Genomic DNA, 13,072 nt, shown 5'->3' on the forward strand with positions numbered 1-13,072 from the left:
TGTAGCCGCGGTGCGCGACGATTTGACGGCTGCCGGCGCCGGAAGCTTGTTGGCGAGCCGCAAGGCAGGCGTGTGCCTGCATATTTCCTCGTTGCCGGGAGCCGGACCGATCGGCAATATCGGTCAGGACGCCCGCCGCTGGATCGATTTCCTCGCGGCGACCGGAGTGCGCTATTGGCAATTCCTGCCGATCAGTCCTACCGGATACGGCGATTCGCCTTACCAGCCGCTGTCGGTATTCGCCGGTAACCCGCTGTTCATCGACTGGCCAGGTCTGCAGCAGTACGGCCTGCTTCGATCGAGCCGATTCGACCACGAGGCCCCGTGTGCCGCGACGCACTACCCGGAAGCGCAGCGCCGTTGTGAGAGCCTGTCGCGACAAGTCGCCTGCGAGTTTTTCGACCGTGCCGGTGGTGAATTGCAGCAGGAATTCGAGGCGTTTCGCCTGCGCAACCGGGACTGGTTGCATGGCTACGTGCAATTTCGCCATTTGAAGTTGTTGCATGGTGAGCGTGCATGGGACGAATGGGCCCCGGAGTATCGCAATCGCGAAATTGCTCCGTTGCACCGATTCGTCAATCATTATCGCGCCGATCTCGAGCGTATCGAGCTCGAACAGTTCATATTTGCCTGGCAGTGGCGGCAACTGCGCGAACACGCGAAACGCCGTCAGGTGGCGCTGATCGGCGATGCGCCGATCTATCTAGCGCTGGATAGCGCTGACGCCTGGTTGCACCGCGAGTTACTGCAGTTGGACGGCGACGGAAGGCCGACGGCCGTTGCGGGAGTGCCACCCGATTACTTCAGCAGCAGCGGGCAGCTCTGGGGCAACCCGCTTTATGACTGGCCCTATCATTCGGCGAGTGGCTTTGACTGGTGGTGTGCGCGCATCGCGGCGTTGGCCCGGCAGGTTGACTATCTCAGGATGGATCACTTCCGTGGTTTTGTCGGCTATTGGTCGGTACCTGCCGGCGCCGAAACCGCGCGCGAGGGGTGTTGGCGCGAAGGACCGGGTGATGCGTTATTTCGGGCGTTGTCTGCACGTGTCGGCCGCCTGCCGTTGATCGCGGAAGACCTCGGTGTCATTACTGAAGACGTACGTCAGTTGCGCGAGCGGCTCGGTTTGCCCGGTATGGCGGTTCTTCAGTTCCTGCTTGCGGATCCGGAGTGGGACGCCGCTCGGCAGGGCACGGACACGATCTGCTACACAGGCACGCACGACAACGACACGAGCGTGGGATGGTATGAGGATTTGAGCAGAGCCGGGCGTGAGGCGGCGCAGCGCGTGAGCAACCGGCTTGCCCGGTTCGGTGATTCGATGCATGAACCACATTGGTGCATATTGCGCTGCGCACTCGATTCACCAAGTTGCCTGGCGGTGGCACCGATGCAGGACTTCCTCGGTCTGGGATCGGCCGCTAGGCTAAACTACCCCGGTCGGGCCGACGGAAATTGGCAATGGCGGCTCATGGAGGCGCAGCTGACAGACCGGTTGGGACGTCGCATTGCCGAGGAGCTGCGCCAGCGGGGGCGCGCTTGAGCGCTGATCGGAATTTGATGACCAGATGAGCATGATGGCCGAGAAGAACGCCGACAGCCGCTTCGTCAGCCGGCTGGCTCGAAACACACTGGCGCTCGTACTGGCGGGCGGCAAGGGTAGCCGGCTGCAGGAGCTGACCGAGTGGCGGGCGAAGCCAGCGGTACCATTCGGCGGCAAATTTCGCATTATCGATTTTCCCTTATCGAATTGTGTCAATTCCGGAATTCGACGTCTCGGCGTACTTACCCAGTACAAAGCCCATTCCCTGATACGCCATCTCGTGCAGGGATGGAGCAATTTCAGCGTCGACCGTGGCGAGTTCCTGGAAATCCTGCCGGCCTCACAGCGCACGGGCGGCGAGTGGTACCGGGGTACGGCAGATGCGGTGTATCAGAACCTGGATATCATCCGCACGCACGCACCGGAATTCGTGTTGGTGCTCGCCGGCGATCACATCTACAAGATGGACTACGGGCCACTGCTGGCCGCGCATGTCGAGCAACAGGCAGACATGAGTGTCTGTTGCATCGAGGTGCCGCGCTCGGAAGCGGCCGGCGCCTATGGAGTCATGACGGTCGACGACGCGGGTCGAATCATCGGCTTCGAAGAAAAACCGAGGGATCCGCACCCCATTCCTGGGCGACCGGACTTCTGCCTTGCGTCGATGGGCAACTACGTATTCAACACGATGTTCCTGTACGAACAAGTCATCCGCGACGCGGACACGAGCGCGAGCAGCCACGATTTCGGCAAGGACATCATTCCGCATGTCATCGGCAAATATCGAGTCATGTCGTTCCCGTTTCGTGCCGGCGATGCGACCGGCCGGGCCTATTGGCGTGACGTGGGCACGGTCGACGCCTACTACGAGGCCAATCTGGAGCTCACGCGTATCGATCCGGAACTCGACCTCTATGATCTCGAGTGGCCGATCGCCACGCACCAGGCACAGTTGCCGCCAGCCAAATTCGTGCACGATGTTGAAGGTCGACGCGGCATGGCCATCGACTCTATGGTATCCGGTGGCTGCATTGTGTCGGGGTCGGCGGTATTCCGATCATTGCTGTTCTCGAGCTGCCACGTGCACTCTTTCAGCACAATAACCGATTCGGTACTGCTGAACGGCGTCGAGATCGGCGAGCGCTGCAGGATCAATCGCGCAATCATCGATCGCGGCGCCCGGATTCCCCCCGGCAGCGAAATCGGCATCGATCATGCCAGGGATCGAGAGCAGGGGTTCCGGGTATCGCCTGGCGGCGTGGTGCTCGTGACGCCGACCATGCTCGGGCAACAGGTGAATTTTGCGCGCTGAGCATCTTTCGGACAATTCGGCGCACTCGTTACTGATGCTTGCGGCAGAAACCGCTGCTTTTCGGGGAGGCAAGATCGGCGGTGTGGCCGACGTAGTGCACGGCGCATCGCGAGCACTGCATGCACGCGGTTGGCGTGTCGATGTGCTCATACCGGGACACGCAGCGGTGCTCGATCACGTTGGGCAGAGGCGGTCGGAAGGGGTGGTGGCGATCGGCTCGTTTCGACCGACCGAGGTCGCGATCGAGTCGGTCCTGCTGCCCTGCAATAGCGGATCGATTCGCTATTTGCTGCTACGCCATCCCCTGTTCGAAGCGAATGGCATATACAGCGACGACGGTCCGATGAACCCATTTGCGACAGATGCCACGAAGTATGCGCTTTTCTGTCTGGCGGCCGGCGAGGCACTGTGCGACGGAGTGATCGCGCGACCCGAGGTATTGCATTTGCACGACTGGCATGCTGCGGCGTTCCTGGCGTTCCGCGGAATCCTCCCGCGTTGGCGTGGGTTGGCACGGTTGCATACGGTATTCACGATTCACAATCTTGCGATCCAGGGAATTCGTCCTTTTGCCGGCGTGCCGTCGTCGCTGGACAATTGGCTGCCACGGATTCGGTTCGATCGCAGTTCACTGGCCGATCCGAGGTGGCCGGACTGCTTCAATCCGATGGCAGCGGCGATTCGCAAGGCGGACCGTGTGCACACCGTATCGCCGAGTTACGCGCGTGAAATCATCCGGCCCAATAGCGATGGACCTGTGGTCAGCCACGGCGGCGAAGGTCTGGAGGCCGATCTGCAGTCCGCCGATGTCCAGGGGCGCCTGCATGGCATCCTGAATGGCTGCGACTATCCAGCGCGCCTGCCGCGGCGCACTTCCTGGGCAAATTTCCTTCGCATTGCGAACGACGCCGTACGAAGATGGGCGTCGCGTACTCGCGACCTGCGCTCGGCGCACTATTTTGCCGCACAACGCCTGGCAGCGCTTTCTCGAAAGCGGCCGCGGATGATACTCGACAGCGTAGGGCGGCTGGTTGCTCAGAAGGCGGAATTATTCCTGGGTCCCGCCAGCGGCGGCAAAGTGGCGATCCGGGCGTTGCTCGATGCGATGGCAGACAATGAGCTTCTGATCATTCTGGGAAGTGGCGATGTGGAGTTCGAGGCTCGCTTCACGGAATTCGCTGCAACTGAACAGCGCTTGCTGTTCCTGTGTGGTTACGATGAACTCCTGGCCGACGAACTGTATCGTCAGGGTGATCTGTTTCTCATGCCAAGCAGCTTCGAACCCTGCGGAATCAGCCAGATGTTGGCGATGCGTGCCGGACAACCCTGCGTCGCGCACGCGGTAGGGGGTCTTCGCGATACGATAAGCCACGAGGTCACAGGTTGGCTCTTCGACGGCAGCGACCTGACCGACCAGGCGGACAACTTTGTTGCGGCTGTCGCTGCGGCGCGAACCACATTTCACCGAAATCCAGACGGATTTCGCGCCATGCGCCGGGAAGCGGCGCGACAGCGATTTGACTGGGCAAGTACAGCGCAATCCTACGAGCGCCTGCTGTACTCGACACCGACAGTTGCCTGACCAGCTGCTACATAGCGATGCCTTGGAGCAGCTGGTAGCGGGGCGTTGGGCAGACCCCTTCGCGGTTCTCGGTGCGCACCAGACGCCGGTTGGCACGATTGTTCGCAGTTTGCAGCCGGGCGCCGTACAGGTCGATGTGATTTACGGCAATCGGGCGATATCGATGCGCATGGTCCATCCGGCCGGGCTGTTCGAGGCGGCCTGCCAGGGCGACTTGAATGACTATCAGCTCCGGATTCACAAGGCTGGCGGTGAGCAAATCTGCGACGATCCGTACAGGTTCCCATCACCCTTGGGAGAACTCGACCGGTATCTCGCTGCGCAAGGTCGACACTCGCGTTTGCAGGAATTGTTCGGCGCTCGCCCGATGAAGCTCATGGACGTCAGCGGAGTTTATTTTGCCGTATGGGCGCCGAATGCCGGACGTGTCAGCGTGGTCGGCGATTTCAACGACTGGGACGGAAGAGTCCATGTCATGCGCCACCATCCGGGCAGCGGCATATGGGATCTGTTCATTCCTGGGCTGAGCTGCGGTGCGCGATACAAGTTCGAACTGCTTGACAGCGTGATGCAGCTGTTGCCTTTGAAGAGCGATCCGTGGGCACGTTACATCGAGCAGCCGCCGGGCAACGCCTCCATCGTATTCCAGGATGCATACGAGTGGCGCGATGATCAGTGGATGCGGGGGCGGGACAGCAAAAGGCAATTCTTCGCCCCGATGTGCATTTACGAAGTACATCTTGGGTCGTGGGCACGAGTCCCGGAGCAGGACGGGCGTTCCCTTGGCTACGCGGAGCTCGCGCAGCGCTTGATTCCCTACGTGCGCGAACAGGGCTTCAGCCACATCGAGTTGCTGCCAGTGATGGAGCATCCATTCGGCGGTTCATGGGGCTATCAACCTACCGGACTGTTTGCACCAACGAGCCGGTTCGGTACGCCCGATGATTTCCGCAGGTTCGTCGATGCCTGCCATCGGGCGGGTATCGGCGTCATCCTCGATTGGGTACCGGGGCACTTTCCTCATGATGCCCATGGACTGGCACGATTCGACGGTACGGCGCTCTATGAGCACGAAGATCCCCGTCAGGGCCTGCATCCGGATTGGGGTACGGCGATTTACAATTTCGAACGCAACGAAGTCGTGAATTTTCTGCTCGCAAACGCAGCCTTCTGGATCAGTTCGTTTCATATCGATGCATTGCGGGTTGATGCTGTGGCATCGATGCTCTACCTGGACTACTCCCGCAAAGCAGGTGAATGGATACCGAATCGCGACGGGTCGAATCAGAATCTGGCCGCTATTGAATTTCTGCGACGATTGAACTGCGACGTGCATGCACTTGGCGCATTTACGATCGCCGAGGAATCGACGTCATGGCCTGGCGTCAGCCGCCCGGTCGAGAGCGGTGGGCTGGGATTCAGTTTCAAATGGAACATGGGCTGGATGAACGATACGCTGCGCTATGTCCGCGAAGACCCGGTGCATAGAAGGCATCACCACGAATTGCTCACGTTCGGAATGCTCTACGCCTATAGCGAGAACTTCATCCTGCCGGTCTCACATGACGAAGTTGTGCATGGCAAGGGTTCCTTGCTGAGTCGCATGCCAGGAGACGAATGGCAACAATTTGCAAACGTGCGGTCGTATCTCTCCTTCCAGTATGGTTTCCCGGGCAAGAAATTGCTGTTCATGGGTTGCGAATTTGCACAGCGTGCCGAATGGGCACACGATCGGTCGCTTGACTGGCATCTGCTGGCGGACTCGCGACATGCAGGCGTCCAGCGGCTGGTGCGCGATTTGAATCATTTATTGGTAAATCAGCCCGCACTGTATGCTGCGGACCATGAAGCATCCGGCTTTTGCTGGTTGAGCGTGGACGATAGGGACGCGAGCGTGCTCGCGTTTTTGCGCCTCGCCAATGAGGCGATGCCGGTCGTAGTTGCCGTCAATTTCACGCCCGTACCGAGGCGCGATTACCGCATCGGGCTTCCCCGTGCGGGCCAATACCACGAACTGCTCAACAGCGATGCCACGGAATATGGCGGTGGAGGCATCGGCAATCTGGGCTGCGTCCATGCTGAAGCAAGGCCCTGGGCCGGTTTTCCGGCAAGCGCCGCGTTGACCCTGCCGCCGCTCGCAGCGGTCTTTCTCGGTCTGGAGAGTCGCTAGATGGCAAAGTCCGGGAACGATGACGGCGCACGTCCGACGGAACCATATCTGCATCCACCGCCGCCAGCCCGTGATGCCGAGTCGATACGATTGTCGTTCATCCATGCCTACTGCCATGTCCTTGGCCGATATCGCCTGACAGACCGCATGCCGGACGTGTACCAGGCGACCGCAATGGCGGTGCGCGAGCGAATCATGCCCGCGTGGCAGCAGACGCGGATACGTACCGATCGGAAGCCGGTCCGCAGGGCATTCTACTTGTCCCTTGAGTATCTGCTTGGACGTCTGCTGCAATCCACCATGCACAACCTCGATATCGAGGCGGAGTGTGGCGACGCGCTGCACGCATTGGCCATAGAGATGGAAGAGGTGATTGCGGCGGAGCACGACGCTGGACTTGGTAATGGCGGTCTGGGTCGACTTGCTGCCTGCTTCCTTGACAGTTGCGCGTCGCTGGCGCTGCCCGTTTCCGGATACGGTATTCGTTATCGGTATGGAATATTCCGACAAAGAATCAGTGATGGACGCCAGATCGAAGATCCCGACTCGTGGTTGCGCGAAGGATATCCCTGGGAAATTGAGCGGATCGACGAGAGCCTCGTGGTGCAATTTGGCGGATGGACCGAATGCTATGCCGCGCAGGCGGAGACGGAGCCTCTGCGTTACCGATGGGTCGGCACGGAAGATGTATTGGCTGTGCCATTTGACATTCCCGTTCCCGGTTATCGCAATGGCATCGTTAACACGCTCCGACTCTGGTCGGCCATGGCAACCAGCGAATTCAATCTCGATGAATTCAACGCGGGAAGCTATACCGAGTCGGTGGCCGCGAAGAATGCGGCTGAGAACATCACCATGGTTCTCTACCCCAACGCCACGAGCGAGAACGGCAAGGAATTACGACTGCGGCAGCAATATTTCCTGGCCTCAGCGAGCCTGCAGGACGTGCTCCGTGAGTGGTGTCGCCATCATCCCGGTCAATTCGATAAGTTCGACGATTTCCATTGCTTCCAGCTCAATGACACGCATCCTGCGATTGCGGTCGCGGAGCTTATGCGTCTGCTTATGGATGTGCACGGCCTCGGTTGGGACCGAGCCTTTGCCATCACGCAAAAAAGCATGGCCTACACCAACCATACCCTGCTTCCGGAGGCCCTGGAGACCTGGCCTGTTGCGATGTTTCGCAGGCTGCTGCCACGCCTGCTCGACATCATCCTGGAAATCAATGCACGCATGCTCGCACAGATTGCAGACCGTTGGCCCGGTGACGAGGCACGTCAACGGCGGATGTCGCTGGTGGATGAGTCGCACGAGCCGATGCTGCGCATGGCGCATCTTGCAATTGCCGGCAGTTTCTCGGTGAACGGTGTTGCCGAACTGCATTCGCAATTACTGACCGAACGCCTGTTTCGCGATTTTCACGAACTCTGGCCGGAGAGATTCAACAACAAAACCAACGGCGTAACGCCGAGGCGCTGGCTTGGCATAGCCAACCCGGGCCTGTCCGCAGTCATCGATTCGGCCATCGGGCCACAGTGGCGCCGTGATCTGTGCTTGCTGCGCGAGCTTGAGTCGTTCGCTGACGATCCGGGCTTTCGCAAGCTTTGGCGGGACGCGCGGCAGCGGAATAAAACCCGCATGTTGGCGCAGGTAAACCATATCTGCCGTGCGCATATCGATGGCGACATGCTGATCGATGTTCAGGTCAAGCGGATTCACGAATACAAACGCCAGCTCCTGAACGCTCTGCATGCCATCCGGCTCTACGCCAGATTGTGCGCCGGAATGACCATCGGTCCAGCGAGGCGCTGTGTACTGATCGGCGGCAAGGCGGCGCCTGGTTACGTGATGGCCAAGACCATCATCAAACTGATCAACAATGTCGCGACGATCATCAATGGTGATGAGCGTACGAATGCACGACTGCAGATGCATTTTCTTCCGGACTACAACGTGACGATGATGGAAATGCTGGCGCCAGGCGCAGATCTTTCTGTGCAGATTTCGACGGCTGGAAAGGAAGCGTCCGGAACTGGCAACATGAAATTCATGTTGAACGGCGCCATGACAATTGGCACGTTGGATGGGGCGAATGTAGAGATCCTCGAAGCAGTCGGTGCTGATAATTTCTTCCTGTTCGGGCTGACGGTGGAGCAGATTGATGCACTGCGCCCCCACTACGACCCGAATACGATCATATCGGCATCAAGCGATTTCAGCGCCGTGATGCAGATGCTGGAGTCGGGGGTGTTCAATCGCAATGAGCCCGGTATTTTTGATTCCGTAGTGGCAAGTATTCGCGATCCGCACGACCCCTGGATGACCGCGGCCGATTTCGAGAGCTTTTCCGACGCACAGGATGCAGTTTCCGCTGCCTTCGTCGACCAGCAGCGTTGGACTCGAATGAGCATCGCCAATTGCGCGGCCGCAGGACGATTTTCCAGCGACCGGACTATTGCCGATTACAACAGCGAGATCTGGCGCCTGGCATCCCTGCAGACATGATCCGGGCAGGGCAGTCCTATCCGCTTGGCGCACATTGCATCGACGGTGGTGTCAATTTTGCAGTGTATTCGGGCGTCGCGACTCGCGTCGAACTATGTTTGTTCGATGCCAGTGGCCGTGAATCCCGGTTTGATTTGCCTGCATGCGACCATGGCGTCTGGCACGGATTTCTTGCTGATTGCCATGCCGGCCAGTTGTACGGGTATCGTGTCCACGGGCCCTTCGAGCCCACGCGAGGCCATTGGTGCAATCCGAGGAAACTTTTGATCGACCCTTATGCAAAGAAATTGTCCGGCGCGTTGCGATGGCATGTCACCCACCAGCCGTGCCAGGTCCCGAACCGCCCGTTCATCATGGATGCAACGGATAGTGGTCCGTATATGGCCAAGGCGATCGTCACTGACGATACCCTGGCAAATGCGGTCAGATCGACCCGCGCGCGCAACGAGCGGGTAGTCTACGAAATCCATCCACGCGGTTTTACGATGCTTCATCCCGATGTGCCCGTGGGTGATCGCGGCCTATTGCGCGGGCTGCGCAATGGGCAGGTCCTCGATTACCTGCGTGTGCTCGGAATCACCACGCTCGAGCTGATGCCGATCCAGGCGTTTTACGATGAAGAGTTCCTCGCCCGGCAGGGCATGCACAATTATTGGGGCTATAGTCCGCTCGCCTTCCAGGCTGTCGAGCCACGCTATCTCGGCCCGGACGGACCCGGCGAGCTCGGGGATCTCATTCGGGCCGCGCATGAGCGCAATCTCGAGGTCGTACTGGACGTGGTCTTGAATCACACGGCTGAAGGCGATTCACGCGGACCGTTGATTGGGTTACGCGGCTTCGATAACGCGGCGTATTACCGCCTGGACAGCCAGGACGGCTCGAAATACCTGAACTACACCGGTTGCGGGAATACGCTGAATGTGGATCACCCGCGTGTTGTGCAGCTACTGCTCGACAGCCTACGCCACTGGGTCCTGACTTACGGGGTCGACGGTTTCCGCTTCGATCTTGCGACGACTTTGGGGCGCAGCAATACGGCATTCGTTCCGACCGCGCCATTGCTGACGGCGCTCGACCAGGACCCAGTCCTCTGCAGATGTATTCGCATCGCCGAACCCTGGGACGTTGGACCGCAGGGCTATCGACTGGGCGGGTTCCCCGCCGCCTGGAGCGAATGGAATGACCGTTTTCGAGACAGCGTCCGTCGATTCTGGAGAGGCGATGCCGGCGAGGCGGCGGAGTTCGCCCGGCGCTTGCACGGTTCCGCGGATTTGTTCGAATCGAGCGGCAGGCAGCCGACCGCCAGCCTGAATTTCGTCACCTGCCACGATGGAATGACGGTGGCCGACCTCGTCAGCTACAACCACAAGCACAACGATGCGAATGGCGAGAACAATCGCGACGGGCACAACGAGAATTTCAGCCAAAACCATGGCATCGAGGGCGATACCGACGATCCAGTCATAGCCACGCTGAGGCGAAAGCAGCGGCTCAATCTGCTCTTCTCGACGATCCTCGCGAGCGGGACTCCGATGTTGCTCGCGGGCGATGAAATCGGGCACAGTCAGCGTGGCAACAACAATGCCTACGCGCAGGACAATGAGCTCGCGTGGATCAACTGGAGTCGACTCGGTGCGACGGGCGATCACGTTGCAGCTGTGTCAGCGGCGCTTGCGGTGCGCAAGGCTCACGCCGTGATTCGACGCGATTTCTACGCCCATGGCGGACCCAGCTGCCTCGATGGTTACCGCGACATCGACTGGTTGGGTGCCAATGCCGAACCCGTTGACGGCCAGTTCTGGCAAAGCACCAGGCAGCTGTTGCTGCTGTTGGCACCACAACGGCCGGAGGAAGGGGCCGCCGTGGCGATGGCATTCAACACGGGCGAGGCCGGTACGGTTCAGCGCCTTCCTCCCGCACCGCCAGCGTGCAAATGGCGCTGCCTCCTTTGCTCGGGAACCGAATTGCCGCAAATTGACCGCGATACCGGCCATTGGCCATTGGAGCCTCGCTCGACGACTGTGTGGGCTCTCGAACCGGACTGATGGCGCCGTTAGTCGTCTGTGCGATTCTCGCTGTCGTTGTCCGCGCGGCGGCCGCCACTGGCAATGTTGCGTAGAATGTCATCCTGCATGGCCCGCCATCGCTGCAGATTCTTCTGCGCAATGCCAGCAACCGACTCGACGGGATCCACACCGATGATGGACTTCACCCTGTCTCGCAGATCGCGTTGCTGCTGGGTGAAGAGTCGCAGGCTCTGTTCCAGATAATTTCCCAGTACTCCCTGCATCGCTCCGCCATAGGCACGGATAATCTGTGCAAGGAAATCGCGGCTCATCACCGGGTCGGCAGTCGTTTCCTGCTCGGCAATCACCTGCAGCAATATGCTGCGGGTGATGTCGGCAGAACTTTTCTTGTCGATGACGACGAAGTCAACGCGCTCCAGGACGAGGCGCCGGATGTCCCCCAGCGTGATGTATCGGCTCTCGCTGGTGTCGTAAAGGCGCCGGTTCGGATACTTCTTGATGATCCGCGGTTCGTTCATCTGCGCACCCCTTACGTTCCGCCTGTACCCATACAATAGTACAAGCGGGCGTCGATCCCAAATCAGGCTGGTGCGCGAATCTCACGTACGCCCGAAAGACGAGATATGCTCCAGTGCGCGGTAGCCCATTTCATTAGGTTCGCCGGCTTTTCGCGCTCGAGGCCCGGTGGAACGATCATACGGAGAAGCCCGAGGCACTGCGCGAGCAGCGCCGTGCCCGCGTCGTCGCGAACAGCAATGGCATGGTCGCGTTTCGACAGTTTACGCCCGTCCGCCTCTACAACGAGAGGTATGTGGGCGTAGCGCGGTTGTGAAAAACCGAGGCAGCGCTGCAATTGCACCTGCCAGGCGGTGCTCGGCAGCAAATCCGCGCCGCGTACCACATGGCGGACCCCGTCCAGCTCATCGTCGACTACAACTGCGAGCTGGTAGGCGATGACACTGTCGCGACGCTTGACGATCACATCGCCCAGTTCGCGAAGACTCCAGGACAGCCGACCGCTAACGCCATCGTCGATGACCACGACATCCGTATCCGTGACGCGAAACCTGGTGGCTGACTCTGTCGCGGGAAACGACTGTTCACGGCAGGTGCCGGGATAGGCTCCGGTGCTGGAACCAGGGTCCTGCGCGAGATCCTTGCGTGAACAATGGCAGTGGTACAACCGATTCAGCCGGGCGAGTTGATCGAGTGCGTCACGGTAGTGGGGCAGTCGTTTCGACTGGTACGTTACCGGGCCATCCCATTCGAGACCCAAGCGTTCGAGCAGCTGGATTATGGAGTCGCTGCAGCCAGGCTTGACCCGCGCCGTGTCCAGGTCATCGATGCGCAGGCGCCACTGTCCGCCGTGGGCGCGAGCCTCGAGATAGCTCGCGATGGCGACCACCAGGGAACCGAGATGGAGGTGCCCCGTCGGCGATGGCGCGAACCGCCCGTTCGCGGCCTGGCGCGAAGGTATGAGCGATCGCCTATCGGTAGCGATCGTCCCGTTCGCCGTACTGGCGTTCCCGTCGCTCACGTCTTTCCTGAGCTTCGATACTGAGTGTCGCCACCGGCCGTGCTTCGAGTCGCTTGATACCTATCTCTTCGCCGGTTTCAAGGCAGTAGCCATAGCTACCATCCTCAATGCGCTTGAGCGCCTCATCGATCTTGCGGATGAGCTTGCGTTCGCGATCCCGTGTGCGCAGCTCGAGGCTGAACTCTTCCTCCTGGGTCGCACGGTCGTTCGGATCCGGGAAATTTGCGGCCTCGTCCTTCATGTGCGAGACGGTCCGATCAACCTCCTCCATGAGGTCGCGCTTCCAGCTGTTGAGGATATTGCGAAAATGGTCGAGCTGCTCCTGGTTCATGTAGCGCTCGCCGCGCTTGGGCACATAAGGCTGGACGCCGCGCGGGCCGTAAAGAAGGCCATCGCTGT

General features: G+C 60.0%; 9 protein-coding genes. 6 read left to right on the top strand and 3 right to left on the bottom strand.

Features of this window, described 5'->3' with window-relative positions:
• Positions 1 to 10 precede the first annotated feature (10 nt).
• From malQ to glgX, 6 genes are read left to right on the top strand one after another with little or no spacing between them, the layout of a single operon-like run.
• Complete coding sequence (malQ, locus tag R3E77_08515) at positions 11 to 1,540, top strand: 4-alpha-glucanotransferase (protein MEZ5499455.1); 1,530 nt, start codon at positions 11 to 13, stop codon at positions 1,538 to 1,540.
• Between the two features lie 25 nt (positions 1,541 to 1,565).
• A complete protein-coding gene (glgC, locus tag R3E77_08520; GenBank protein MEZ5499456.1) occupies positions 1,566 to 2,852 on the top strand; it encodes a glucose-1-phosphate adenylyltransferase in 1,287 nt (428 codons plus the stop codon).
• 34 nt (positions 2,853 to 2,886) lie between these two features.
• Positions 2,887 to 4,434, top strand: a complete 1,548-nt coding sequence (locus R3E77_08525) for a glycogen/starch synthase (GenBank protein ID MEZ5499457.1) — start codon at positions 2,887 to 2,889, stop codon at positions 4,432 to 4,434.
• A gap of 22 nt (positions 4,435 to 4,456) precedes the next feature.
• Positions 4,457 to 6,604, top strand: a complete 2,148-nt coding sequence (gene glgB, locus R3E77_08530; protein ID MEZ5499458.1) for a 1,4-alpha-glucan branching protein GlgB — start codon at positions 4,457 to 4,459, stop codon at positions 6,602 to 6,604.
• Complete coding sequence (locus R3E77_08535) at positions 6,605 to 9,109, top strand: glycogen/starch/alpha-glucan phosphorylase (GenBank protein ID MEZ5499459.1); 2,505 nt, start codon at positions 6,605 to 6,607, stop codon at positions 9,107 to 9,109. It abuts the gene before it with no gap.
• Complete coding sequence (gene glgX, locus R3E77_08540) at positions 9,106 to 11,154, top strand: glycogen debranching protein GlgX (GenBank protein MEZ5499460.1); 2,049 nt, start codon at positions 9,106 to 9,108, stop codon at positions 11,152 to 11,154. The genes R3E77_08535 and glgX overlap by 4 nt, the downstream gene beginning before the upstream one ends.
• 8 nt (positions 11,155 to 11,162) lie before the next feature.
• Here the strand turns inward: glgX and phaR are convergent, their stop codons facing one another.
• The 3 genes from phaR to dksA all read right to left on the bottom strand — a co-directional run bounded on the left by phaR (position 11,163) and on the right by dksA (position 13,028).
• Positions 11,163 to 11,654: a polyhydroxyalkanoate synthesis repressor PhaR gene (phaR, locus tag R3E77_08545; protein ID MEZ5499461.1), complete on the bottom strand. Its 492-nt coding sequence runs from the start codon at positions 11,652 to 11,654 to the stop codon at positions 11,163 to 11,165.
• Positions 11,655 to 11,716: 62 nt separating this feature from the next.
• Complete coding sequence (gene gluQRS, locus R3E77_08550) at positions 11,717 to 12,673, bottom strand: tRNA glutamyl-Q(34) synthetase GluQRS (GenBank protein MEZ5499462.1); 957 nt, start codon at positions 12,671 to 12,673, stop codon at positions 11,717 to 11,719.
• Entirely contained in the window at positions 12,624 to 13,028 is a 405-nt protein-coding gene (gene dksA / locus R3E77_08555; GenBank protein ID MEZ5499463.1) for an RNA polymerase-binding protein DksA, read from the bottom strand. The genes gluQRS and dksA overlap by 50 nt, the downstream gene beginning before the upstream one ends.
• Positions 13,029 to 13,072 lie beyond the last annotated feature (44 nt).

The organism is Steroidobacteraceae bacterium (genome assembly GCA_041395505.1).
GTDB lineage: Bacteria > Pseudomonadota > Gammaproteobacteria > Steroidobacterales > Steroidobacteraceae > JAWLAG01.

What these genes read in the sequence shown, in the direction of transcription:
- glgC (MEZ5499456.1), top strand. Translation starts at nt 1,566, where the DNA reads ATGAGCATGATGGCCGAGAAGAACGCCGACAGCCGCTTCGTCAGCCGG.
- R3E77_08525 (MEZ5499457.1), top strand. Translation starts at nt 2,887, where the DNA reads ATGCTTGCGGCAGAAACCGCTGCTTTTCGGGGAGGCAAGATCGGCGGT.
- R3E77_08535 (MEZ5499459.1), top strand. Translation starts at nt 6,605, where the DNA reads ATGGCAAAGTCCGGGAACGATGACGGCGCACGTCCGACGGAACCATAT.
- glgX (MEZ5499460.1), top strand. Translation starts at nt 9,106, where the DNA reads ATGATCCGGGCAGGGCAGTCCTATCCGCTTGGCGCACATTGCATCGAC.
- phaR (MEZ5499461.1), bottom strand. Translation starts at nt 11,654, where the DNA reads ATGAACGAACCGCGGATCATCAAGAAGTATCCGAACCGGCGCCTTTAC.